Annotated in this window: 21 protein-coding genes; 8 read left to right on the plus strand and 13 right to left on the minus strand. The window is 63.5% G+C overall.

Annotation, left to right across the window (positions count from 1 at the left end):
* Positions 1–3: 3 nt before the first annotated feature.
* The 4 genes from D3242_RS23005 to D3242_RS23020 all read right to left on the minus strand — a co-directional run bounded on the left by D3242_RS23005 (position 4) and on the right by D3242_RS23020 (position 4,123).
* Positions 4–999 (minus strand): ABC transporter permease, encoded by a 996-nt coding sequence (locus tag D3242_RS23005; protein ID WP_019857727.1) that lies wholly within the window; start codon positions 997–999, stop codon positions 4–6.
* Between the two features lie 115 nt (positions 1,000–1,114).
* Complete coding sequence (locus D3242_RS23010; RefSeq protein WP_019857728.1) at positions 1,115–2,155, minus strand: sugar ABC transporter substrate-binding protein; 1,041 nt, start codon at positions 2,153–2,155, stop codon at positions 1,115–1,117.
* 40 nt (positions 2,156–2,195) lie between these two features.
* The gene (locus D3242_RS23015) at positions 2,196–2,960 is read right to left on the minus strand and encodes an ATP-binding cassette domain-containing protein (protein WP_019857729.1); all 765 of its coding nucleotides are present in this window, start codon (positions 2,958–2,960) and stop codon (positions 2,196–2,198) included.
* Complete coding sequence (locus D3242_RS23020; protein ID WP_064982717.1) at positions 2,957–4,123, minus strand: ROK family transcriptional regulator; 1,167 nt, start codon at positions 4,121–4,123, stop codon at positions 2,957–2,959. Before D3242_RS23020 ends, D3242_RS23015 begins: the two co-directional genes overlap by 4 nt.
* Positions 4,124–4,337: 214 nt before the next feature.
* Here D3242_RS23020 and D3242_RS23025 point away from each other — a divergent pair, with 214 nt between their 5' ends.
* Both D3242_RS23025 and D3242_RS23030 read left to right on the plus strand, forming a co-directional pair.
* A complete protein-coding gene (locus D3242_RS23025; RefSeq protein ID WP_064982720.1) occupies positions 4,338–5,516 on the plus strand; it encodes a M24 family metallopeptidase in 1,179 nt (392 codons plus the stop codon).
* Entirely contained in the window at positions 5,503–6,741 is a 1,239-nt protein-coding gene (locus D3242_RS23030) for a M20 metallopeptidase family protein (RefSeq protein WP_019857732.1), read from the plus strand. Before D3242_RS23025 ends, D3242_RS23030 begins: the two co-directional genes overlap by 14 nt.
* Positions 6,742–6,797: 56 nt before the next feature.
* Here the strand turns inward: D3242_RS23030 and D3242_RS23035 are convergent, their stop codons facing one another.
* The 7 genes from D3242_RS23035 to D3242_RS23065 all read right to left on the minus strand — a co-directional run bounded on the left by D3242_RS23035 (position 6,798) and on the right by D3242_RS23065 (position 13,613).
* Positions 6,798–7,553 carry an ABC transporter permease gene (locus D3242_RS23035; protein WP_019857733.1) on the minus strand — a complete coding sequence of 252 codons (756 nt, stop codon included), beginning with the start codon at positions 7,551–7,553 and terminating at the stop codon, positions 6,798–6,800.
* Positions 7,550–8,323, minus strand: coding sequence for an ABC transporter ATP-binding protein (locus D3242_RS23040; RefSeq protein WP_064982722.1), 774 nt, complete (start codon positions 8,321–8,323; stop codon positions 7,550–7,552). Before D3242_RS23040 ends, D3242_RS23035 begins: the two co-directional genes overlap by 4 nt.
* Complete coding sequence (locus tag D3242_RS23045; protein ID WP_019857736.1) at positions 8,323–9,351, minus strand: ABC transporter substrate-binding protein; 1,029 nt, start codon at positions 9,349–9,351, stop codon at positions 8,323–8,325. Before D3242_RS23045 ends, D3242_RS23040 begins: the two co-directional genes overlap by 1 nt.
* Positions 9,352–9,434: 83 nt before the next feature.
* The gene (locus tag D3242_RS23050; RefSeq protein WP_064982724.1) at positions 9,435–9,878 is read right to left on the minus strand and encodes a VOC family protein; all 444 of its coding nucleotides are present in this window, start codon (positions 9,876–9,878) and stop codon (positions 9,435–9,437) included.
* A complete protein-coding gene (locus tag D3242_RS23055) occupies positions 9,875–10,618 on the minus strand; it encodes a FadR/GntR family transcriptional regulator (protein WP_038646368.1) in 744 nt (247 codons plus the stop codon). The genes D3242_RS23050 and D3242_RS23055 overlap by 4 nt, the downstream gene beginning before the upstream one ends.
* The gene (locus D3242_RS23060) at positions 10,615–12,054 is read right to left on the minus strand and encodes an FAD-binding oxidoreductase (protein WP_064982727.1); all 1,440 of its coding nucleotides are present in this window, start codon (positions 12,052–12,054) and stop codon (positions 10,615–10,617) included. The genes D3242_RS23055 and D3242_RS23060 overlap by 4 nt, the downstream gene beginning before the upstream one ends.
* 254 nt (positions 12,055–12,308) lie before the next feature.
* Positions 12,309–13,613, minus strand: coding sequence for a M23 family metallopeptidase (locus D3242_RS23065; protein ID WP_019857741.1), 1,305 nt, complete (start codon positions 13,611–13,613; stop codon positions 12,309–12,311).
* 307 nt (positions 13,614–13,920) lie between these two features.
* Here D3242_RS23065 and D3242_RS23070 point away from each other — a divergent pair, with 307 nt between their 5' ends.
* Together D3242_RS23070 and D3242_RS23075 are read left to right on the plus strand one after the other, a co-directional pair.
* Entirely contained in the window at positions 13,921–14,919 is a 999-nt protein-coding gene (locus tag D3242_RS23070; RefSeq protein ID WP_019857742.1) for a sterol desaturase family protein, read from the plus strand.
* Complete coding sequence (locus D3242_RS23075) at positions 14,916–16,046, plus strand: GNAT family N-acetyltransferase (RefSeq protein ID WP_064982729.1); 1,131 nt, start codon at positions 14,916–14,918, stop codon at positions 16,044–16,046. Before D3242_RS23070 ends, D3242_RS23075 begins: the two co-directional genes overlap by 4 nt.
* A 50-nt stretch (positions 16,047–16,096) precedes the next feature.
* Here the strand turns inward: D3242_RS23075 and D3242_RS23080 are convergent, their stop codons facing one another.
* Positions 16,097–16,564 (minus strand): peroxiredoxin, encoded by a 468-nt coding sequence (locus D3242_RS23080; RefSeq protein WP_038646379.1) that lies wholly within the window; start codon positions 16,562–16,564, stop codon positions 16,097–16,099.
* A 95-nt stretch (positions 16,565–16,659) separates the two neighbouring features.
* Here D3242_RS23080 and D3242_RS23085 point away from each other — a divergent pair, with 95 nt between their 5' ends.
* Positions 16,660–20,040, plus strand: coding sequence for a DUF3971 domain-containing protein (locus D3242_RS23085; protein ID WP_019857745.1), 3,381 nt, complete (start codon positions 16,660–16,662; stop codon positions 20,038–20,040).
* A gap of 6 nt (positions 20,041–20,046) precedes the next feature.
* Here the strand turns inward: D3242_RS23085 and tyrS are convergent, their stop codons facing one another.
* The gene (tyrS, locus tag D3242_RS23090) at positions 20,047–21,300 is read right to left on the minus strand and encodes a tyrosine--tRNA ligase (RefSeq protein ID WP_064982731.1); all 1,254 of its coding nucleotides are present in this window, start codon (positions 21,298–21,300) and stop codon (positions 20,047–20,049) included.
* Positions 21,301–21,667: 367 nt separating this feature from the next.
* Here tyrS and D3242_RS23095 point away from each other — a divergent pair, with 367 nt between their 5' ends.
* From D3242_RS23095 to D3242_RS23105, 3 genes are read left to right on the plus strand one after another with little or no spacing between them, the layout of a single operon-like run.
* Positions 21,668–22,402 (plus strand): glycosyltransferase family 2 protein, encoded by a 735-nt coding sequence (locus D3242_RS23095; protein WP_027051599.1) that lies wholly within the window; start codon positions 21,668–21,670, stop codon positions 22,400–22,402.
* A complete protein-coding gene (locus D3242_RS23100; protein ID WP_010909058.1) occupies positions 22,395–22,727 on the plus strand; it encodes a lipid-A-disaccharide synthase N-terminal domain-containing protein in 333 nt (110 codons plus the stop codon). Before D3242_RS23095 ends, D3242_RS23100 begins: the two co-directional genes overlap by 8 nt.
* A 41-nt stretch (positions 22,728–22,768) precedes the next feature.
* Positions 22,769–24,418: an ArnT family glycosyltransferase gene (locus D3242_RS23105; protein ID WP_064982732.1), complete on the plus strand. Its 1,650-nt coding sequence runs from the start codon at positions 22,769–22,771 to the stop codon at positions 24,416–24,418.
* Positions 24,419–24,594: the final 176 nt, after the last annotated feature.

Below are 24,594 nucleotides of genomic sequence, written 5' to 3' on the forward strand. Positions count from 1 at the left end.
CTGTCATGCCAGTCTTTGGCGAATGGTTTGCTTGAATGCGTCGAGCAGCACGGCCGCAAGTACCAGCAGGCCGTGGATGACCTGGGTGAAATTGGCCGGCAGCCCCATCAGATTGATCGCCGTGTTGATGGCCGAGAGCAGCAGCACGCCGGCGTAGACGCCGGGCAGGGTGCCGACGCCGCCCTTCAGGCTGACGCCGCCGATGACGACCGCGGCAAAGGCGTTGAACAACAGGCCAACGCCGAGATTTGCGGTGGCGCCCGAGGTACGGATCGCCAGCAGCCAGCCGGCAAGGCCGGCGATAGCGCCGGCAAGCACGAAGGCGATGATGAGGTTGCGGTTCACCCGGATGCCGGCGCGGAAGGTCGCCGTCTCGTTACCGCCGATCATCACCAGGTGCCTGCCAAACGGTGTCTTGGCCATGATCAGTGAGAAGACGACGAAACAGGCAATGGCGATCCAGGCGGTGAGCGGCAGGCCGATCAGCCGCTGGATGCCGAACCAGCGGATCGCCGGTGCAAGATCCTGCGCCGAGCGGCCGCCCGAAATCACCAGCACCAGGCCGCGCACCCAGATGTAGGAGGCCAGCGTGATGATGAACGCGCTCATCTTCACCTTGACGACCAGAAACCCGTTGAAGGCTCCGATCAGGCCGCCCACGGCCAGCGCCAGCAGCAGCGACACCGGAACCATCAGCCATTCCGGATGCAGTTGGACGCCAAGCCCGATTCCGGATGAGCAGAACAGGATGCCGACCGCCATGGCGCTGAGTGCGGCGACGGATTCGACCGACAAATCCATGTGGCCGGCGATGATGACCAGCGCCAGGCCGATCGACATGACGCCGAGCACGCTCGAAGCCTCGATGATGTTGGCGAAGATTCCGAGCTGGAAATAGTTCGGGATGAAGATGGAAAAGACCACCAGCACGAAGACCAGCATGAACCAGACGAGGTTGTCGAGGATGAGCTCCAGGGCATGGCGGGTGCGGGGGTTCATGGGGCTGATCCGACTGGTGCATGGCCCGAAAGAATCAATTCGATCTTCCGAATGGCGCGATTTGCGAAGGATTGGCTCCAGGCCGCGATGGCCCGGAGCGCTCCGTACGACAGGACTACTCGACGGGTTTAATGGCGTCCGTCGGCGGCTTCTGGTTGCCCCAGAAAGCCGGGTTGTCGACATTTTCCTTGGTGATGGCGGCGCCGGGGATCTTGATGTTCGGTCCCCAGGCTTCCTTGGTCACGGTCGATTTCAGGCCGATCACGTCATATTCGCCGGGCTTGATCTCTTGCTTCTTGACCACCTTGTCCATGAACATGGCGACGGCGGCGGCCTGCGCGTAGAGCGGCTGCTCGACTTCGACGTTGAGCCAGCCCTTGCGGATCAGGTCGAGGCCGACCGGCGCGCCGTTCGAGCTCATCAGCATGACGTCGCCCGGCTTCTTGCCGGCGGCCTCGAGCGAGGCGACGGCGGCCACCGAGAGGTGCGCGGCATGGCTGAAGATCAGGTCGATGTCGGGGTTGGCCAGCATCTGGTCGGCGACGATGGTGCCGGCGTTGCTGGCTTCCCACTGCATGGCCGGAAGCGAGATGATCTTGACGTCCGGAAACGCCTTCATCTTCTCTTCGAAGCCTTTCTGGATGTCGAGCGTGTAGGGATCGCCTGGATCGCCGAGCACCTGCAGCACCTTGCCCTTCACCGAGCCGTTTTTGGCCTTCAACAGTTTTTCGGCCTGGTCGGCGGCGACATGGCCGATTTCGACCGTTCCGGCGACTGACGTGAAGTCGGATGGTGTCGAAGTGATCTGGCGGTCGAACTCGACCACCGGGATACCGGCGGCACGGGCGGCCTCGATGGACGGTTTCAGCGCGTTGAAGTCGACAGCCGCGAGGATAATGGCCGCCGGCTTTAGTGCGATGACGTCGTTCATCTGCGATTGCTGGGCATCGGTCTTGTTGTCGGCGTTCAGTGACTTGAACTCATAACCGGCCTGCTTGAGGAACAGCTCCAGCGCGGTCACCGAGCCGGTCTGGAATTCATCGAGTAGTGTCGGCACAAGATAGTAGACGACACCCTTGGACTGGGCGAATGCCGGCGTGAGCGTGGCAAAGGCCAGTGCCAGGATGCCGAAGACAGCAAGAAGTATTCGCTTCATGTCGTTGGCTCCCTGTTAAGCCGGACCCCTCTTTTGTCCCTCAGCCCGCCGGTCCGGCACCGGCAAGCGTCTCCCCGGTGATCATGTTGATCACCGCATCGGGACTTGTTTTGTTGCGCGCCACATCGCCGGCCACGACGCCTTGCCGGATCACCACGATCCGGTCGGCGACCTGAAAGGCCTGCTGCATGATGTGGGTGATGATGACGACGCCGATGCCCTGGCTCGCCACCTGGCGGATCATGTCGAGACCGCGCCGCGTCTGCTCGACGCCCAGCGCCGCGAACGGCTCGTCGAGCAGCACCAGCTTGCCGCCCCAGTGCACGAAGCGGTTGAGCTCGATGGCTTGCCGCTGGCCGCCCGAGAGATGCTCGACATTGGTGCGCAGCGACGGAATGCGGGTACCGGCGCTGGCCAGCGCCTTGGAGACGACGGCTTCCATGGCGCGCTCGTCGAGCACGGGAATGCCGAGCACCTTCCTGGTGATCTCACGGCCCATGAAGAAATTCGCCACCACGTCGACATTGGTGCAGAGCGACAGGTCCTGGTAGACGGTTTCGATGCCCGCCGCCTTGGCCTCGGCCGGCGACCTCGCGAGAAACTCCTTGCCTTCGAAGAGCATGCGGCCCGAGGTCGGCTCCAGTCCGCCTGATATGATCTTGACCAGCGTGGATTTGCCGGCACCGTTGTCGCCCAGCAACGCCACGACCTCGCCCTTGCCGATGGAAAAGCTGATCCCCTTCAGCGCTTCGATCGCGCCATAGTTCTTGGTGACGTTGTCGAGCACCAGCAGCGGTTCGCTCATGCCGCAACCTCCTTGGCTGTCAGAAGATCGCGGCCGCGTTCGCGCTCGGCGGCGAACATCTGGCCGAAGCGCGGCGACAGGACCCCGGAAACCGCGAGGGCAGCGGCGCCGCGCAGCACCGAATGTTGCCCGCCGCGCGCGACCATCAGCCGGGGCGCGATGCGGTCCTTGCGCGCCGAGACGGAGTTGTGCAGGCCTCCGGTCGAACCGGCCAGCCGTTCCAGCAGGTCGGTGGACGCCAGCCCGCCGAGGATGACCGTTTCGGGGTCGAACAGGTTCTCGATGACGGCGACGGCATTGTGAAAGATCGGCGCGACTTCCGCGATCCAGTCGGGCTCTGTGCCGTTCCAGCGCCGAAGCGCCTCGAGAGAGAGGTATCTTTCGAGGCAACCCCGGTTCCCGCAGGGACAGGCCTCGCCGGCAGGAACGACAGGGATGTGTCCGACCTCGCCGGCATTCCCCCAGGCGCCGCGCTGCACGATGCCGTCATGAACCATGACGCCGCCAAGGCCGACGCCGAAATAGAGGTAGTAATAGTCGGAGAATTGGGCGCCGAGGCCGTAGAGCCGCTCGCCCATGGCGGCGGCCGCCATGTCGGTTTCGAAGAAGGCAGGCAGTCCGGTCGAGGCCGCCAGTCGCTCGCGCAGCGCCACATCCTGCCAGCCAGTCATGGTGGTCGGGCCGACGAAACTCATGGATTCGACGCCGAACGGTCCGGGCAGGGCCAGGCCGACCCCAAGCACCCGACCGCCGGCCCGCAATCCGGTCAATTCAATCACCATCGCACCGATCAGCTCGAAGGCATGGTCGGGCGTCGCGTTCGGGGCCTCGCGGTAGGTGCTCTCGATCACGTCGCCGCTCAGATTGATCAGGGCGGCATCGATGCCGAACGGGGTGATGTGAATACCGACGGCATAGCCTCCCTCGGGATTGATGCGCAGCGTCGCCGGCGGCAGGCCGCGCCCCTTGGGCTCCACGCGCAGTGAGAGGATGTAGCCCTGTTCTTCCAGTTCGCGAACGATGGTCGATACGGTCTGGACGGTAAGCCCGACACGGCTGGCGATCTCGCCGCGGGCGATCGGCCCATGCAGGCGGATAGACTCAAGCACGATGCGCCGGTTGTACGGCCGCCCGAACTCCTGATTGGTCCCCCGCAATGCCATGCCTTGCGTCCTCGACTGACGTAAGGTTCGCACCAAAGATTTATTCAGTCAAATGGAATTCAAAAATAAACGAGAGCAACATTCCGCCCAAGAGAGCCGCAAGCCGCACCGGCTTAGGACCTGTTCACCTGCCGCCCTTGGCCGATTGCCGCCATAGCGAAACCGCCTCAATGGTGGCGAGGTTCGCAACCGTCGAAAAATGCATGGAGCAAAAATGATTGAACTGCCGTTTGCCCGCGACGAGTACCAGCAGCGGCTTCGCAAGATCCGCGCCGAGATGGCGAAGCGCGGTCTCGAACTCCTTGTCCTCAACGACGTTGCCAACCAGCACTACATCACCGGCTATGATGGCTGGTCATTCTACACGCCGCAGGTGGTGCTGGTTCCGTTGGAGGAGGTCGAGCCGGTCTGGATCGGCCGCGCCATGGATGCGGCCGGCGGGCTGCTCACGGCTTGGATGAAGCCCGAGAATGTCGTTGGCTTCCCGGAGGATCACGTTCAACGCGCCGATCGCCACCCCATGGACTGGATCGCGAGCTGGATCGTCGCCAAGGGATGGGGAAACAGGCATGTCGGCATCGAGCTGGAAGCCTATTATTTCTCGCCGAAAGGCCATGCCCGGCTCGTCGCCGGACTCCCCAATGCGAAATGGCATGACGCCGATCTGCTGGTGAACTGGATCCGCGCGGTCAAATCGGCGCCCGAAATCGCCTATCTGCGCAAGGCGTCGACCCTGGCCGAAGCGGCCGTCGTGCGGGCCTTCGAGGTGATCGCGCCAGGCGTGCGCGAATGCGACGCCATTGGCTCCATTCAGGCGGCGCAGATCGCCGGCAGCCCGGACTTTGCCGGCGATATCACCGCCCTTCCGCCGACCATCCTCGGCGGCGAGAACGCTTCTGCCCCGCATATAATGTGGAGTGACCGGCGGTTTGGCGACAACGAGACGATTGCACTGGAGCTCGCCGGTGTCTGCCGCCGCTATGCCGCCGGGCTTGCAAGAACGATGCAGCTCGGCAAGACGCCGACCCGGGTTGCGGACACGGCAAAGGCGGTGATCGAAGGCATGGACGCGGTGCTCGATGCGGTGAGGCCGGGAACGACTGCCGAGGCGGTCGAGGCTGCATGGCGCAAGGTCATCCAGCGTTACGGGCTGAAGAAGGAATCGCGCATCGGCTATTCCATAGGAGTCGCCTATCCGCCGGATTGGGGCGAACACACGATCAGCCTGAGACCCGGCGACAAGACGGTGCTTCAACCCGGCAATGTCGTCCACTCCATCCTCGGCATGTGGATGGACGGTTGGGGCATCGAGGTCAGCGAGACCATTTTGGTGACGGAAACCGGCCAAGAAACGCTGACGAAGTTCCCGCGAGAGATCCATGTCAAATCCTGAGGGCGTCGTCGTGGCAGCCAGTGCTGAAAGTTCCGGCACGGTCGCTATCGATGCCGGAATTCTCGACCAGATGATTGAGATCCGCCGGCATCTGCACCGCAATCCGGAACTGTCGAACCACGAAGCCAACACGCAGCGTTATCTCAGGCAGATGCTGGCCGGCGAGGGGATATCAGACATTCGCGATGTCGCGGGCTTTGGCCTCGCGGTCGACATAGTCGGCACCGGCAAGCCGTCGAACCGGAAGATTGCCATTCGCGCCGACATCGATGCCTTGCCGATCGAAGAAGAGTCCGGCGTCGACTATGCGTCGGCCAATCCCGGTGTGATGCATGCCTGCGGCCACGACGCCCACGCATCGATGGGCTTCGCAGTTGCCGCGCATCTGCATAGATCAAGAGCCGATTTTGGTGGCACCGTGCGCCTGATCTTCCAGCCGGCAGAAGAGGATTCGCCCTCGGGCGGCAAACGCGTGGTGGAGGAGGGGCTGCTCGACGATGTTGACGCCGCGATCTGCCTTCACGTCGATCCGTATACGCCATCCGGCAAGATCGCGGTCCGTTCGGGTCCCTACACGCTGGCATGCGATACGTTCGACGCCGTCGTAATCGGCGAGGCGGCACATGCGGCAAAGCCCTATGAGGGTATCGATGCTATCGCCGTGGCCTGTTCCATGGTCGGCGAATTGCAGAAGATCGTCTCGCGCGAGATCGACCCTTACGATCCGCTGGTCATTTCCGTCACCGGCATCAATGGCGGCAGCGCCTACAATGTCGTCGCCGGCAAGGTCGCCTTGAAGGGCACCATCCGCAGCGGCAGCGACGCCACCCGCGAGCGGGCCTGGCGGCGCGTTGGCGAAATCCTGGAGGGCATGGCGGCGAGCCACGGGGCCGATGTGGAGCTCACCATCCACAAGGGCGAGCCGGGTGTGGTCAATGACGGCGAGATGGCCGAGCTGATTGCCGCCAGCGGCAAGGCCTGCATCGGCGCCGACAATGTTCTCGATACGCCCGGATGGACCATTGCCGACGATTTTGGCTATTACAGCGAGAGGCGTCCTTCGGTCTATTTCCGGCTCGGCATCCGCAACGAGGCGGTCGGATCGGTCTTTCCGCTTCACCATCCCAAATTTCGCGTCGACGAAGCCGCCTTGAAGGTTGGCGCGGCCACCCTGGTTGCGGCGGCGACCGGATTTCTGTCGGCGCAGCCGGAAAATACCGACTGATCAAAGCGGTCCAAAGTCGGCTCGTGCAAGCCTGCACGAACCGGTTAGATGCCTGCTCAGTATTTGATGACCCGGCGTTCGACCAGCACCACGGCACAGAACAGCACGATCGACAGGCAAGATGACAGCACGATCGCCGCGTAAAGTCGGTCCGACTGGTAATTGAAGCTCGCCTGGATAATCAGCGCGCCTAGGCCCTTGTCCGAGCCGATCCATTCGCCGACGATGGCCCCGATCACCGCCGTCGCGGAGGCGATCCTGAGCGAGGAGAACAGCATCGGCAGTGCGCGGGGCAGGCGCAGGCTCCAGAAAATCTCCGAACGTGTCGCCGACAGCACCCGGAACAGTTCGTGCTCATTGTCGCTGGCCGAATCCAGGCCGCGGATCATGTTCACCAGCGTCGGGAAGAAGCAGATCACCGCGGCGATAACGATCTTCGGCGTCATGCCGAGCCCGAAGATCAGGATGATGATCGGCGACAGTGCCAGGATCGGAATGGTGTTGAAAAACAGCACGATCGGAAAATAGGTGGCCTGCAGGATGCGGTTGTGCACGAACAAGACCGCCAGCAGCACGGCGGCCAGATTGCCGATGACAAAGCCGGCCAGCGCCTCGATCAGCGTCGGCCTCAAATTGTCCATGAGCAGCGCGAAATTTTTCTGGAAGACGCCTGATATGGCTGTCGGCGTCGGCACGATATAGGCCGGGACGCCGAGAAGCGGCAGCAGATACTCCCAGGCGAGCAGCAGCGACGCAGCGCCAAGAACGGGCAGGGCTATCGCCAATTGCGGCGACAGCGGCGCCGGCCTCATGATGCCTGCTCCAGCGCGGCCCGCAGCTCCGCCATGGCGGCGACGATTGCCGGGTCTTCGCGCTTACAACGGTTGCCGTCCTGCTTGAGCGGCCGCATGTCCAGATCCTTGACCAGCCGCCCCGGATTGGCGGCGAGGACAATGACACGCTCGCCGAGATAGGCGGCTTCGGCGATCGAATGGGTGACGAACAGGATCGTCGTTCCCGTGCGCCGCCACAGGTTGAGAAGCTCGTCGTTGAGCCGGTCGCGGGTGATTTCGTCCAGCGCCCCGAACGGTTCGTCCATGAGCAGCAGCTTCGGCTGGCCAAGCAGCGCCCTGGCGATCGCCACACGCTGGCGCTGGCCGCCGGACAGCTGGTGCGGCAGGCGTTCGCCAAAGCCGGCAAGCCCCATCAGCTCTAACAATTCTTCGCTGCGATCATCGATCTTGCGCGTCAGGCTGCCTTGCCCGACGCCAAGCGGCAGGCGCACATTGTCGCGCACCGTGCGCCAGGGCAGCAGCGTCGAGTCCTGGAAGACAAAGCCGACATCGCGGCGCGAGCGCACCGCATGCGGCGTGTCGCCGAGCACGCTGATCGTGCCGCCGAGCGGGCCGAGCAGGTCGGCGACCACTCTGAGCAAGGTCGACTTGCCGCAGCCGGACGGTCCGAGGATCGACAGGAAGGAGCCGGCCTCGACGCTGAGGTCGAGGCCGGAGAGCACCTTGACGGCCGTCTGGCGGCCGCCATAGCCGACGTCCAGCCGGCTGGCTTCGATCGCGTTCGCCATCAGGCGGCGGGCGCGTCGAGCTTCGGCCGGTCGGCAGCCGAAAGTTCGAGGATCTTGGTGGTGTAGACGTCGGCGGCCTTGGGGCGCCCGTTCGGGTACTGGCCGACCTTGTCGAGCAGCGCCAGCTGCTCTTCGATGGAGGCGGGGTCGAACGTGCCCCAGCCGTCCTTTGCCGTCGCGGCGTCGAACGAGAGCCTAAGCACGAGGTTAACTGTCTTCTCTTCCCAGCCGAGGTCCATTTCGGGATAGGCGGCGACCATCTTCTTCACCGCCTCCTGCGGGTTGGCGTGCACCCAGCCCCAGCCCTTGGCGACCGCGCCGATGAACTTGGCCAGCGTGTCCGGATCCTTTTCGATCGCCGCGTCTGTGGCGAAATAGACATCGGCATAGGAATTCAAGCCGAGATCGCGCACCAGAAGATCGATGCGGTCGTCGCCGACGACGCTGAGCGCCTGCGTGTTGGTGATCCAGCCGCCAATGGCGTCGACATCGCCGCGCACCAGCGGTCCCTTGTCGAAGCCGACATTGATGACGGTGAGGTCGGATGCGCTCATGCCGTTCTTGGCGAGGATCTCGTCCAAGACGAAACGCGCCGTCGGCTGGATGCCGATCTTCTTGCCCTTGAGGTCGGCCACGCCCTTGATCGGATTCGAGGCCTTTGAGGTGAGCGCGTAGGGGCCGGTGCGGAATCCGCAAGCGATGATCTTCACCGGCACGCCGCTGGCACGCGCCGCAAACAGTTGGGGCGTTTCGGAGAATTGGCCAAGCTGTGCCGCGCCCGATATCACCGGCGGCACGGTCGAGGCGTTCGGGCCGCCCGGGCTGAATTCCACGTCGAGCCCGGCATCCTTGAAGTAGCCATTGGCGACGGCGACGATGTCGCCGATCTGTCCGTTGGACATCAGCCAGTCATACTGGATGACGACCTTGCCGGCGGCCTTCGCGCCCGGAGTCAGCACCAGCTGCATGCCGCCCGATGCCATGGCAACGGCCGCCAGGCCGGATTTCATGAAGCCGCGGCGGTTCATGTCGTGATTCCCATTCATTTTTCGCTCCTGTTGCAAGACTGTCTCGTCTCTTCATTGCGCGCCGTTCCCTTGGCGCGGGTGGTCTACGGCTGGTCGTCGTGGTAGTCGCCGGGGCCGCCGTCGAGCCAGGCGTAGAGTTCCCAAAGCGTGTCGTCCGGGTCGGTGAAGTAGGCGCAGCGCGCGTTCCAGACATAGTTTTCGGGCGGGCCATAAAACGGCACGCCCTTTGCCGTCAGCTCGGCATGCAGTCGGTCGATCTCGTCGGGCGCGCCGAGTTGGACGGCGACGCAGACCTTGTGCGCATGGCGCGGCGACCGCAGTTTGGAGACGCCGGCATGCTGGCTGATGTGGTCGATTTCCCAGGCGGCCAGCGTCACGCCTTCGCCATGGAAGTCGGCGAAACCTTCGGCGCGGCGGCGCAAGCGAAAGCCGAGCTTGTCGACATAGAACGCCACCGTCCGCTCGATATCCTCGACGAGAAGGCAGACGTCGGAAATGCGGGTAATGCTTGCGACAGCCATGCTCATTTCCCTCCGCCGGTGCGTTCGCCGCGGGCAGAAGGCAGCTTGACGCCGACACGGTTGGCAGCGCCGATAATATGCGCGCGCATCGCGGCTTCGGCTGCTGCCGGATCGCCGGCAACCAACGCCTCGTAGATGCGCACATGCTCGCCGACATTGACCTCCACCAGATCGTGCAAGGGATTGGTCTGCCGCGCGTAATAGATCGAGCGGCGGATTTGTTCGCAGACGAAGGAAATGAAGGTGTGGATGTAGCTGTTGCCGGTCGCGCGGGCGATTTCGCGATGAAACAGCAGATCGGCGTCGATGCTGCCGTCTTCCCAGCGCTCCTCGCCGCTCATCCGGTCGAGCGCGCCCTTGATCGCGTCGAGATGCTCCTGCTCGCGCCGTTCGGCCGCAAGTGCCGCCGATTCCGCCTCGAGGATGCAGCGTAGCTCGAACAGCCGCTCCATGTTCTGCCCCTCCTTCAGCGTCTCGCGGTCGATGCGGATTGCTGCGCGCTGCTCCGGCGCCAGGACGAAGGAGCCGATGCCTTGTCGCGCCTCGACCATGCCGTCGGCGCGCAACTGCGCGATCGCCTCGCGCACGACGTTGCGGCTGACGCCGAATTTCTCCGAAAGTTGCTGCTCCGTCGGCAGCAGGCTGCCCGGATTGAGATCGCCGGACTCGATCTCGCGGCTGAGGAACGCCGCGACCCGGTGCGGCAGCGCCTCGACAGTGCCGATGGCGGCCAGTCTTTGTTTCATGAAGAAGTCTCCGTCGCGGGAAAGAGGCAGCCGGGGTTCATCAGCCCGCCCGGATCGAGCGCATCTTTGAGTGTGCTGACGAGCCGACGCTGGACTGCTGACATTCCCGCCCAATAGACACGCTGGCGGGTGCGTCCGATGCCATGCTCGGCGCTGATCGAGCCGCCGAGGGCGTTGACGATGTCGTATAGGCCAGTGGTGATGGTGGCGCCCGTGGCGCGGGCGGCGGGCTCGGCAAGGTCGAGCGGCGGCAGGACGTTGAAATGGATGTTGCCGTCGCCCGCGTGGCCGTAGGCCTGGGAAATCCAGCCCGGATGCTGCAGTTCGATAAACTGGCGGGCCTGGGCGATGAGCGTGGGGATGTCGGAGATGCGCACCGAGAGGTCGGTGCGCACATGGTAGCCGCGCTTGGCTTGGCCCTCGACCAACCCCTCGCGAATGGCCCAGAATGCTCTGGCCTGCGCGCCGCTCTCGGCCAGGACGGCGTCGGTGACGAGGTCTTCTGCCATCGTGCCGGCAAGGAAATCCACCAGCAGGGCGCGCAAATCGATCGCGGCACTCGACGACAATTCGATCAGCACATGGACCGGCGTGGTGACCGGTGCCACGATGTTCGGGTCGGCGAGGCGCGCAAGCTCCATGCATTCCGCGCCGATGATCTCGAAGGCGGATATCAGGTCGCAGCATTGGCGTCGGGCGCGCCTGAACAGCGATATCGCCGCTTCGAATGAGGGGAGCCCCAGATAGGCGGTCTCGACGCGGCCGGGTTTTGGAAAGAGCTTCATCTCGACACCGGTGATGATGCCCAGCGTGCCCTCGGCGCCGATGAAGAGCTGCTTCAGGTCATAGCCGCGATTGTCCTTGCGCAGGCCGGAAAAGCCGTTCCACAACGCGCCGTCCGGCAGCACCGCTTCCAGGCCGACGATGAGGTCGCGGGCCATGCCGTAGCGCAAGACGTTGACGCCGCCAGCATTGCTGGCGGCGTTGCCGCCGATCTGGCAGCTGCCTTGTGCGCCGAGCGCCAGCGGAAACAGGCAGTCCTGCTCGTCGGCGGCGTCCTTGATGTGCTGCAGGATGCAGCCGGCATCGGCCTGTAGGATGAAATTGTCGGCATCGACAAGGCGGATCCTGTTCAGCCGCTCCAGGCTGATCACCACCGCGCCTCGGGCTGTGCCGATGTCGATCGCACCTGCTACAAGTCCGGTGTTCCCGCCTTGCGGGATCATCGCCAGCCCCAGCGTGCCGCACAGCCGGACCGCGGCTTGAACCTCGGCGACCGACGCGGGCTTCAGCACGGCAAGCGCGCCGCCATGATGATCGCCAGACCAGTCCACGAGGTATTTCGCCATGTCGGCCGCATCGGCAGCCACGCCGCTCTGCCCCAGCACATGCTCCAGGGCGGTGAGAACGTCAGGCGAGATGCCGTGGATGGTCATTGTTGGGTCGGCGTTGATGTTGTGGTATATGGTTATACATATCATCCTACAACCTGAATTGTGTCAACACCGACAGGGCCGAAGGCCGTGCACTAGTCGCCTTGCCGGCGCGTGGGGATGATACGTCTGCTGGGAGGCAAAAGAGGCGAAACAGGCGGCCGAAAGCCGCACGGATGGCGATCACTCACCTCGAAATCGAAGCGGGAAGGTCTATTCGAGAGGTATTGAGTGCCAATCAGGTCAGGACTGGCGCCTCAGAGATACTGGGCGACCTTCCTGCCGACGGTGAGGAAGCGCAAGGGATCGATCGCTTCGCCATTGTGGCGCACCTCATAGTGCAGATGCGGGCCGGTCGAGCGGCCGCTGCTACCGGTCTTGCCGATGATGGCGCCGGCGTCCAGCTTCTCGCCCACGGTCACGTCGATTTCGCTGAGATGCCCGTAGCGGGTCGCAAAGCCGTTGCCGTGGTCGACCTCCACCATGCGGCCATAGCCACCGTTCCAGCCGGCCTTGGTAACGATGCCGGGCGCCGTGACCTTGGCCGCCATGCCGATGGGCGCCCTGAAATCCATGCCCGAATGCAGTGCCGCGGTGCCGAGGATGGGATCGGTGCGCACTCCGAACGGGCTGGTGACGGAGTGGCCGGGGGCGGGGTTGGCAAGCGGCAGCTGGCGCGCTTCCTTCTTCAGCTGGTCGAGCGTGTCCAGGGCTTCGTCCAGTTCCTTGACCTTGCTGTCGAAGATCATCGAACTGTCGAGCGGGATCAGCGGACCGCCGACATCGCTTTCGTTCTTGCCGAAATCGCTGTCGACCGGCAGTCCGGCCGCCTGCAGCGCCTGCTGGATGGCATCGGCGCTCTTGTAGGCATTGTCCGCGAGTGTGCTGATGCGGGTGAGCTGTTCGTTCTCGATGGATTTCAGCGACTGGTTGATCGAGACGAACAGCTTGTCGGCACGATCAGCGGCTGTATCGCTGGGCAGCGGATCGGTGCGGGTCGACCACAAGGAGAACGGCCTGGTATCGGCAGCACCCAGGTCGGCACCCAGGCTCGCGACCGCATAATTCCGCGCGGGCTGGCTGATGCTGCCGGTCACCTCGGCGTGCTTGTCCGGTTTGGCGGCCGCGGCCGGATCCTCGGCGGGCGCTGCTCCCACCTCGTTCTCGGCGCGCTCGAGCAATGGTCCAAGACGGCCGTGGCGCTGGCTGAGCTGCGTCTGGCGTTCAATCAGTTCGCTGACCTTGTTTTCCATCAATTGCTGGTCGAGCAACTGGCGGCTGGTGATGCGGTCGACCTGGGCGCGAAGCGCCGAGATGCGGTCTTCGTAGGCCTGCTGCATGCGCGCCTGGCGCGCGGTGGTGGCGCCGATCAGGTCGTCGCGCAGCACGAGATAGGAGGTGGCCAGGAGGTAGCCGATGGCAATGGCGGCGAGTGCCGAGCCGATGAATGCCGCGAGCCAGGGCCGGATCGTGAAATGCCTGATCTCGTTGCCGCGGGCTATGATGACCGTGTGGGGTTCCTTGCGCCTGCCGAAGACTGCGGACTGACCGGTTGCGTTCACGGGACCAAGCTTTCGTTTACGACACCACGACAGCTTGATTACACATTATTAGGGTTAACAAAGGCTTGCCTGATCGATCGCCTGGCGCCGAATGCATGCGGCGCGCGCAGAGGGTTGTATGAAAATGGCCAAAGAAGCGTGCCTAATGCCGCGAAATCATTGGCGATGAGCGCCAATCGGCTGCCAGCAGAGCGGCCTGTCGGTCGCGATCAAGGTCTAGGTTTCCTTAACTGTCTTCGATCGCTTTTAATTGACGGTTTTCGATTAGAAGCGGTACCGGGGTTTGGGATTCACTATGGCGGCAGGAATGCTGGGCGATCTGGTTGGCAAGATCCTCGACAAGATCTCGGGCACCAGTTTGCTGGCGACCGGGCTTCTGCTGTTGACTGCTTTTGTCAGCGCGCTCGTCGCCTATTGGCGCACGGTCGAGGAGAAGAGCTGGAAGGAGTTCTTCGAGTTCGTCATCCCGCACGAGGTCATCACCCATCCCTCGGCGAGGGCCGACCTGCTTTTCTGGGTCACGAAAAAAGCCCTGATGCCCTTCCTGATGCTGCCCGCCGGAATAGTCTTCGTCTCGGCGGTGGGCTACGCAACCAACTGGCTGTTTTCGACACTCTTCCAGTTCCAGCCGCCGCTGGTCCAGGGACCGGCAGGCCCGGTGACGGTGCTGATCTTCACCATCACCATGCTGCTCGCCTACGATATTTCCTATTATCTCTATCACGTCGCCCAGCACCGCTATCCGGTGCTCTGGGAATTGCACAAGGTGCATCACTCGGCCGAGGTGATGGTCGGGATCACCAAGGACCGGGTCCACCCGCTCGACGAACTGATGAATCGCGCCTGGGATGGCCTCATCGTCGGCGTCTGCTTCGGCATCTGGTCGCTGATTTCACTGAACCTTGTCGAACTGACCGTCTTTGGCGTCAACGTCTATGTCATGCGCAACATCCTGATGATGGATTTCGTCAGGCACACCCATTTCAAGATTTCGTTCGGCCCGCTCAACAATGTGATCCTGTGTCCGCATTGGCACCAGCTGCATCACAGCACCGATCCGCGCCACTATGACAAGAATTTCGGCCTGCTCTTCTCCTTCTGGGACCGGCTCTTCGGAACATTGTGCGTGCCGAAACCTGACGAGGACTTCAAGTTCGGACTGGTCGACCGCAATGTGCGCGACTACCAGTCCCTCGCGGGCCTTTATGTGATGCCGCTGAAGCGGATGTGGGGGCATATTGCCAGGCGCATCCGGCCTGCAAAACCACGGACCGTACAGTCATCGGAAGAGGGGACGCGGCCATGAACGCTCCCTTCGTGCTCGCGATCCCGCGGACACGCACCTTCGAAGTCGTGACATCAGCGGCGCGCCTGGCCGAGATCGCACCGGCCTGGGCCGCGCTCTGGCAACGCGCCGGCGGGCTTGTCTTCCAGCACCCGGACTGGATCGCGGCCTGGTGGCGCACCACTCCGCATCAGCAGCGGCGCACGCTCAGGATCGGGCTTGCCTGGAATGGCGATCGGCTCGACGGCGTGATCGCGCTCGCTACCTTCAAGCGCTCCGGCATCCGCATGCTCGAATGGGCAGCGAAAGATCACAGCGACTATGGTGACGCGCTGGTTGCGCCCGACAGCGATCCGCATGTGATCTCCCGCCTCTGGCAGCATGTTTTTGATCAGGGCGGCTTCGACCTCGTCTATCTCAACCGGCTGCTGCCGGATGCCGGTGTCCGAGGCCTGCTGGATCCGGCCTCGCACCTTCGACCCAACCACCGCAGTGAAATCAGCTACCGTGTCGTCGGCCCCTGGCAAAGTGGGGCGGAATGGTTCGAGACGCTGTCCAAGAAGGCCCGGCAGAACTACCGTCGCGGCCGCAAATTCATGGAGGAAGGTGGGGCGGTGCGTTTCCGCCTGCTGGGTGCGGACGACCCGCGCGAGCCGGTGCTCGCACGGGTCGCGGTGCTGAAGCGCCTCTGGCTCGCCCGGCATGGCCGTGCCTCCGACCTGTTCGACGAGGGCTCGCCCGTTCTCGCCGCGCTGGTTTCGGTGCTGGCTGAGCTCGGGCTGTTGCGCATCTTCGTGCTGGAACTCGACGACACGATCATCGCCGTCTCGATCAATTTCGAGCAGCACGGCACGATGATGGCTTTCGTCACCACCTATGATCCCGAATATGAGCGCGCCTCGCCGGGCATGGTGCTGATGATGGACTATATCCAGTGGTCGCTCGACCGTGGCCTTGCCAAAGTCGATTTTCTCTGCGGCGGCGAGGATTTCAAGCGGCGCTTCGCCACGCAATCAGCCAGGCTGTCGTCGATGATCGGCGCGCGCGGTCTGCGCGGTCATCTCGCCGCGCTGGCTGATCGTGTGGTCCATGTCACGGAATCCTGGCGGGCACAGCCGCAGCCGAAAGCGCAAACGTCGGACGAGTAAGCCCATTCCCGCGCGACCGGAATTGTCGATAGCGTCCTGAGCTTTGACGCTCAAAGCGCGCGAACGGCTTCCAGCACTTCCTCGGCATGGCCCTTGACCCGGACCTTGCGCCAAATCCTGGCAATCCGCCCGTCACGGCCGATCAGGAACGTCGCTCGCTCGACGCCCATATATTTGCGGCCATACATCGATTTCTCGACCCACAGATGGTAGGCCTCGATCACCTTGCGCTCCTCGTCGGCGGCGAGGTCGACGGTGAGGTTGTATTTCGATTTGAACTTGTCGTGCTTCTTGACGTTGTCGGGTGACAGACCGATCACGACGGCGCCTGCCTTCTCGAATTCCGGTTTCAGCTGCGAAAAGCTGATCGCTTCCTGGGTGCAGCTTGTTGTGTCGTCCTGTGGATAGAAGTAGAGCACCACGGGTTTGCCGGCCGACGCGGTCAGGCTGAGCGAGCCGCCGCCGTCCCGCGGCAGATCGAATTGCGGCGCAAGATCGCCCACGTCGAGGTCAGCCATATCGATGCCCTTGTTTGAGGTTACGCGCGACGCCACACCGATATAGTGTCGACCGGGGATTCGTCCACGAGCGAATTTGTACAACGGAAGATTGCGTGGATCAGGAGCAACCGCAGCACGAGAAGATCCGGTTCAGGCGTGACGAGATCACCGACCTGGGGGCTTTGCCGTCCGCGTGCCGCGTTCCACCACTCGGCCAGGCGTCGATCGGCCGCGGCTTCCGCATCCTTTCGCGCGTGTTCGCCGGCATGGTCGCGTTCATGGTGCTGGCCGCGGTCGTTGTCTATCTGGTCGGGGCATCCGGGGTCGGCTCCGAGCGGCTTCGGGCGGAAGCGGAGACCGCCATCGAGAAACTCGCCGGTGTCGATGTTAATGTGGCGGTCGGGCCGGCGCGCATCACGCTCGACAGTTCGAGCTTCGTCGCGCTCCAGGTCAGCGACGTCAGCCTGAGGACATCAGACGACAAACCTATGGCGGACGCTGGTCGCGTCCGCTTCGGCATGCGCCTGATCCCGCTTCTTTGGGGAGAGGTGCGGCTGACCAGCGCCAGGATATCGGACGCACACATCGTTGTGGCGGCGATGCCGTCCGGCGGCGACTGGACAGCGCAATTGCGCAACGAGGACGGCCTCGTCGATCCGGAGAGACTGTCCGACGCGCTGTTCGGCAACATACATCGCGCGCTCGACGCCGTACGGGAAGATTCGATGCGCCGGATCGATCTCAGCAATGTCGAATTCCTGCTGCCCGACGCGGGGGCGATCAAGTTGGTCAAGATCGCCGACGCAACCGTCTTACAATCGGGGCCGGGCGCTGTGGAGTTTTCCTCGGAGGCGGATGTCGACGGCAGAAAGGTAACGGTTGCCGCCTCCGCCACCCGAGATGTCGCTGCGCATCGCGTGACGGCGCTGAATGCGAGCGTCGATCTGGTATCTGCCGACGAAACCGCTGCCGGCGCCGGGAAGCTGGGCGCGATCGCGTTGAAGCTGACAGGAGCTGAAGGGTCCGGCACCAATGAATCACGGCTGACGGCCTCTCTGTCGTCCGCCGGGTCGGTGCTCGATCTTGGCACGCGCGGCTTGCTCCCGGCCGATGTCGATGTCGACGCGACGCTTGTCCACGGCAGCAACAAGATCCAGGTCGACAGGCTGCTGCTGAAAACCGGCCGGTCTTCTTTCAATTTCGGCGGCTCGATAGGGCCAAAGCCGGCGACAGGGGCGGCGGGCGAGGAACCCTCCTATCGCTATGACCTGACCAGCGACGGGTCGACCCTGGCGCCATCGGAATCGCCCGAGCCCGCGCTGACCTTCCTCGCCCGCATTGCCGGCGTCTATCAGACCAAGAGCCATAAATTGGTGGCCGAGCAGATCGCCGTTCGGTCCGCTGCCTCAGGCGAGGTGCTCGGCACCGCGGCCGTGGCGTTCGTTGACGGCAAGGCCCCCGGGGTCAATCTGGCGCTCAACGTCCATGACATGCCGGTCTCGCACGTCAAGCAGCTGTGGCCATGGTTCTCGGCGCGCAATGCGCGGTTGTGGGTGCTGGATAATCTGTTCGGCGGCCGCGTCGTCGACGCCGACCTCCAGTTCCAGGTCGTGCCGGATCGCCTCGGCAACGGCGTGCCGCTTTCGGCCGAGGAGGTGTTCGGCCGCTTCCAGATCGAAGGCTCGCGTTTTGATACGGCCGGCCGTATTCCGCCGATACGCGACGCCGTCGGCGTCGTCGCCTTCCACGGCAATGACGTCGACATTTCGCTCTCCTCGGGCACCGTTTACATGCCCAGTGGCCGCACCGTGGCGGCCAGCAACGGTACGCTGGCGGTCAAGGCGGCGAACCGCCCGCCGGTCATCGGCGCCCTCGACATCGATGTGGAGGGCGAAGCGCCGGCTGTCGCCGAACTCGCCTCCTACGAGCCGATCAACGCCATGCGCCATGTCGGCTTCCTACCGGAGGACCTGTCCGGCAGCGTCACCGGCCATGTCCGGGCGGACATTCCGCTGCAGTCCGGCGTCGATACCTCGAAACTCGACTGGCTGGTGTCGCTCGACTACACCGGCCTGTCGCTGGCCAAGCCGTTCGAGGGCCAGACCGTGACGGATGCCGACGGCTCGATCACCGTCGATCCCGAAAAAGCGGTGATCTCCGCCAAGGCAGCGCTCAACGGCATTCCTGCCGAACTCGACCTGATCGAGCCGTTGGCGGACAACGGGCCGGCGCGCAGCCGCAAGGTGGCCATGGTGCTCGACGACAAGGTCCGTGCCGCGGCCATGCCAGGCCTGACGCCGCTGCTTGGCGGAACGGTGAAGGTCGCGATCGACAAGAGCGGCGATGGCAACCAGAACGTGTCGGCCGACCTGACCAATGCCAGGCTGGACATTCCCTGGGCCGGCTGGAGCAAGGGGGCAGGGGTTCCCGCTAACGTCACCTTCGTCATGACCAAGGCCGGGGACACCACGACACTGTCCGATTTCAGCCTCGACGGCAAAACATTCTCGATCGACGGCAGCATCGTGCTGATCAACGGCGCCCTGTCGTCGGCCAAGTTCGGCAAGGTCACCTTGAACCGGGGTGACGATGTCGCGATTTCGGTGAAACGGTCAGGCAAGGGCTACGCCGTCGACATCAATGGCAACGCGCTCGACGCCCGTTCGCTCATCAAGCAGTTCACATCCGATGTGGACACCGCGACCAAGACGACCGGAACAGACAACATTTCCGTCAGCGCCGACGTCGAGCAGCTCACAGGCTTCCATGACGAGCAATTGTCCAATTTGAAGCTCGACTACAGCGCGGCCGGCTCAAGGGTGAACGGGCTGAAGGTCAGCGCCACGGCAAGTTCGGGCGCGGCCATCACCATCAGCAACACAACCGGCGACGGCCGGCGCTCGCTCAACGTGAAGTCAGCGGACGCCGGCGCGATATTGAGGTTCCTGAACGTCTACGAGCATATGGAAGGCGGCTCGATCATGCTGGCGCTGACCGGGGCCGGCGACGGGCCGATGAAGGGCAAGGTCGACACCAGCAACTTCTTCATCGTCAACGAACCGAAGCTCGCCTCCATCGTCTCGACCACGCCGGCCGGCGACAACCGCAGCCTCAACCAGGCGGTCAAGGGCAATCTCGACACGTCGCGGGTCAAGTTCGAACGCGGTTATGCCGAGATCGAGAAAGGCAGCGGCTATCTGAAGCTGGCCAATGGCGTGCTGCGCGGTCCGCGCATCGGCACGACGTTCCAGGGCATCCTCTACGACCAGAACAACAATATGGACATGACCGGCACCTTCATGCCGGTCTATGGCCTCAACCGCATCTTCGGCGAATTGCCCATCGTCGGCGCGCTGCTGGGCAACGGCCGCGACCGAGGCCTGATCGGCGTCACCTATCGGCTCAGGGGCAATGCCAACAAGCCGGTGCTCGACGTCAACCCGCTGTCGGTGATCGCGCCGGGCATATTCCGGTCGATCTTCGAATATCGATGAACGGCCTCAGGCCGGCCGCACCAGAACGTGTTTTTTCTTGCCCAATGAGAGCTTTACGACGTTTTCCGGACTCAAATCCTGTAGCGTGACCATACGGCGGTCGTCATTGACCGTCTGGTCGTTGATGCGAACCGCTCCGCCTTGGATGTGGCGCCGCGCCTCGCCATTGGACGAAGCCAGCCCGGCCGTGACCAGCAGCGACAGGATGCCGATGCCGGCTTCGAGTGCTGCCTTGTCGGCCCCGACGGTCGGCAATGTGTCGGCGAGCGCCCCTTCCTCGAACGTCTTGCGCGCGGTTTCCTCGGCCTGGTTTGCCGCCTCGCGGCCGTGGACGATCGCAGTCGTCTCCGTGGCCAGGATCTTTTTGGCCTCGTTGATCTCGGAGCCGCCAAGCGCGGCCAGGCGCGCGATCTCGTCGAGCGGCAGGCGGGTGAATATCTTCAGGAAGCGCTCGACATCGGCATCCTCGGTGTTGCGCCAGTACTGCCAGAAATCATAGGGCGAGAAGAGGTCGCCGTTGAGCCAGACCGCACCCTTTGCCGACTTGCCCATCTTGGCGCCTGACGATGTCGTGAGCAGCGGCGTGGTCAGGGCGTAAAGCTGCGGCGTGCCCATGCGATGGCCGAGATCGACGCCATTGATGATGTTGCCCCACTGGTCCGATCCGCCCATCTGCAGGCGGCAGTTCTGGCGCCGGGCGAGCTCGACGAAATCGTAGCCCTGCAGGATCATGTAGTTGAATTCGAGGAACGACAACGACTGCTCACGGTCGAGCCTGAGCTTGACGCTGTCGAAGGTCAGCATGCGGTTGACGGAGAAATGCCGGCCGACGTCGCGCAGGAACTCGACATAGTTGAGCTTCATCAGCCAGTCGGCATTGTTGACCATGATGGCGTCGTTCGGGCCGTCGCCGAAGCGCAGGATGCGGCCGAAGATGCGCTTGATGCCTTCGATGTTGGTGGCGATCGCCTCGGGCGTCAAAAGGCTGCGCTGGTCGTCGCGGAAGGACGGGTCGCCGATCATCGACGTGCCGCCGCCCATCAGTGCGATCGGACGGTGTCCGGTTTCCTGCAGCCAGTAAAGCATGGTCGCCGAGATCAGATTGCCGATATGCAGGCTGGTGGCGGTGGCGTCGTAGCCGACATAGGCGGTGACCGTTTCCTTGGCGAAAAGCTCGTCGAGGCCGGTCTCATCCGAAATCTGGTGGATGAAGCCGCGCTCGCTCATCGTGCGCAGGAAATCGGATTTGAAGGCAGGCATGTTTTCTTTCCCGAAAGCGTCCGCCCGGTCCGGCGGGGGCATATGTGAACGGGCGCGTTTAGCATCCAAGCGCGATCAGCAAAAGTGGAATCCGGTTTTGCGTCAGATCGCGCGCCAACCGGGAGGTTGCGATCAGCAAAAGTGGAATCCGGTCTTGCGCCGGATTGCCTCTGCGCCAAGGATCATGAGTTCCTGACGATCACCGGTTGTTGAAACGGTGCATCGCGCCTTACGGCACGAATGCTTGCTTCATCGTTTCGGCTGGCGTAATGAGGCGCCGCGCCAAAGGTTCTTGCAGCCCACGACCTCGAGCGGCACCGCACGGCATCCATCAATGCCACATTCGACGACAGAGCCCCGACGCGACATGCCGGACGCATTGATATCCATCGTCATTCCTTGCAGGAACGAGGCGGCAAACCTGCCGCTCTTGATCGACGAGATCGAGGCGGCGATGGCCGGGCGCGACTTCGAACTGATCATCGTCAATGACGGCTCGACCGACGAGACGGCTGCCGTGCTTACCGAACAGGCGGCGCTTCGTTCCTTTCCGGTGCGGGAACTGCGGCACCAGAAATCCGCCGGCCAGAGCCTTTCCGTGCGCTCGGGCGCCTGGGCGGCTCGCGGCGGCATCGTCGCCACCATCGACGGCGACGGCCAGAACGATCCGCAATACATTCCGGTGCTGGTCGACGCCCTGCGGCAGGCCGGGCCGGATTTCGGCGCCGCCCAGGGGCAGCGCCTCAAGCGCCGCGACAGCAAGGTCAAGCAACTGGCGTCGCGCTTCGCCAACTGGCTGAGAAACGCCATCCTGCATGACGAGACCCGCGACACCGGCTGCGGCCTGAAGGCGGTTCACACCGACATCCTGCGCAAACTGCCGTTCTTCGACGGCACCCATCGCTTCGTCCCGGCCCTGGTCATCCAGGAAGGCTATCGCGTCGTGCATTGCGATGTCGTGGATCGCTCGCGCCGGCACGGCAAGTCGAATTACGGCATTTTCGACCGCGGCCTGCAGGGCGCGCTCGATCTCGGCGGTGTCTGGTGGCTGCGCCGCAGGCGCCGCAGAATGCCAAAAGTAGAGGAAATCAAGCGTGTTTAACGTGCTTCAGGAACTGGGGACCTGGCTTCACCAGGTTTTCATCAAGCAATTCGATGCGTGGATCCTGCTCGGCTTCGTTGCGCAGTTCTTCTTCACCATGCGCTTCGTCGTACAATGGCTGGCTTCGGAAAAGGCCAAGCGCAGCGTCGTGCCGGTGGCCTTCTGGTTCTTCTCCCTGTTCGGCGGCGGCCTGCTTCTGATCTATGCCATCCAGCGCCAGGATCCGGTCTTCATCGCCGGCCAGGCCATGGGCATGTTCATCTATATCAGAAATCTCTGGCTGATCGCCAATGAGCGCAAGGCGGCGATGACCAAGGTCGATTGAGCGGCCCGTCACTGCGAGAAAATGGTTAGAGAGGCTGATGCATGGCGCTGAACAGGAACTACATTTTTCTCTTCCTGTTCAGCCTGGCGATGACGCTTTCGGGGCTGGCATCGCTGCCGCCGATCGACCGTGACGAGTCGCGCTTCGTTCAGGCGACCAAGCAGATGGCCGAGAGCGGCGACTATGTCGACATCCGCTTCCAGGAGGCCTCGCGCTACCAGAAGCCGATCGGCATTTACTGGCTGCAGTCGGCGGCGGTGACGCTGAGCGGCAAAGGCGCCGAGGCGCCGATCTGGGTCTATCGCACGATCTCGGCACTGGGCATTGCCATCGCGGTGCTGGCGATCGCCTGGACGGGAACCAATCTTTTCGGCGCCAATGCCGGCATCGCCGCCGGCCTGGTGATGGCGGCGATCTTCGCCACGGCCTTCGAGGGGCGCGACGCGAAGACCGATGCGATGCTGCTGGCCTGCTGCGTGGCGGCGCAAGGCGCGCTGGCGCAGATCTATTTCGCGTCGCGCCGCAATGAACCGGTCGCCGGTCATCTCTGGTGGATTTTCTGGATCGCGCAAGGCGCGGCGATCCTCATTAAGGGGCCGATTGCGCCGCTGTTGTCGGCGCTGACCATCGCGGTGCTGTTCGCGTTCGAACGTGACGGTCGCTGGCTGGCGAAGCTCAGGGTCGGACGCGGCCTGTTGCTCGTCGTGGTCATCGCACTACCCTGGCTTGCCGCGATCACCTGGAAAAGCCATGGCGCCTTCCTGCAGCAAGCCGTCGGCAAGGACATGCTCGGCAAGGTCGCGTCGGGCGAGGAATCACACGGCCTGCCCCCTGGTTTTTACATGCTGACCTATTCGCTGTTCATGTGGCCTTTCGGGCTGATCGCGGTCGGCGCCGGCCTCCAGGCCCTCAACCGTATGCGCGACGATGTCAGGCTGCGCTTCTGCCTCGCTTGGTACATCCCGTTCTGGCTGGTGTTCGAGCTGATCCCGACCAAGCTGCCGCATTATGTGCTGCCGGCCTATCCCGGCATGGCTCTGCTGATCGGCTGGCTGCTGATGTTGCAGCCTGAGGACGCCAATGCACCGCTCAAGCGCTGGCAGCAATGGCTGTGGTGGTCGACCGCATTTGGTCTCGTCGTGGTCAGCCTCGGCCTGGCGGCGGTCTGCATTGGAGCGCCGATCTATCTCACCCACAGCTTCTCCTGGTGGAGCATACCGGCGGCCGCCGCCGCACTGGGCACGGGCTATTTTGCCTTTTCGCGGCAGTTGCAGGTGCCGCTGCCCCGCATCGGAGCCACCGCCGCCTGTGCCGGCATCACCTATGCCCTGCTGTTCGGCGTCATCGCCCCATCGCTGAAGCCGATCTGGCTGAGCCCGGCGATCAAGCAGGCGGTGCTTGCCAACAAGCCTTGCGCCACGACGGTGCTGGCCTCGGCGCGTTATCAGGAGCCGAGCCTGGTGTTCCTGGTCGGCACCAAAACGGTGCTGACCGATGTCGGCGGCGTGGCACAGCATCTGCTTGCCGATCCTGCCTGCGCGCTGGGGCTGGCGCCGATCGAGGACGAGCAGAAACTGAATGGCATGCTGTCGGTGCAAGGCAAATCGATGAACCGGGTCGCGGAAGTTGATGGCCTCAACTATTCGTCGGGAGACAAATTGTCGCTCGGCCTCTATCGTGTGGCCCCATGACGGCTCGTCGATGCCCATGACGGCAACAATGGGGTCGAATTCCCAATGCTCGTAAAATCGCGCCCTACAGTTTCCGGTCGGCTCCTTGGGGTAGGGCGCCGATCCCTGAGCAATTTTCGCGACACCACGCAGATCGTCAGAAGGCGCTTTGCCGCTCGTCCCGCGCGCTACCCCAA

Origin of the sequence: Mesorhizobium jarvisii (assembly GCF_003601985.1) — a bacterium.
GTDB classification, from domain to species: Bacteria; Pseudomonadota; Alphaproteobacteria; order Rhizobiales; family Rhizobiaceae; genus Mesorhizobium; species Mesorhizobium jarvisii.